The following is a 337-nucleotide window of genomic DNA, read 5'->3' on the forward strand; positions in this document are numbered from 1 at the left end:
ACCAAAGTGAAGCATATGCTGACGAAGCGTATTCCGAGTACTTTGGCGGGGACCCAAAAGATTGTTTTCGGAAAATTTCGCATCCGGTTTTCAAGGTGCAAACCTTGACTGTTTGGTGCTACTGGCGGAGGGGAACCACGCGTTCCCCTCTCGCACACGACCGTCAAGCCCTCCAGCGCCGAGGGTACTTGGACCACAGGGTCCTGGGAGAGTAGGACTTCGCCAAGCACAAACGAACCCTTTGGTCTTTTGACCATAGGGCTTTTTTGTTTTGTGCGCGAGGTCCTACGCTGTAGAGTGTCCGAACCTTCTAATCGTGGCAGCTCGAAGCCCGGCA

Annotated in this window: 1 rRNA gene; it reads left to right on the forward strand. The window is 54.0% G+C overall.

The features are described 5' to 3' along the window. The first annotated feature begins 111 nt into the window (after window positions 1–111). Window positions 112–228, forward strand: a 5S ribosomal RNA gene (gene rrf, locus ACSEXW_RS28390). Window positions 229–337: the final 109 nt, after the last annotated feature.

Source organism: Oryzibacillus soli (assembly GCF_051594765.1).
In the GTDB taxonomy this organism is placed as follows: domain Bacteria; phylum Bacillota; class Bacilli; order Paenibacillales; family NBRC-103111; genus Paenibacillus_AR.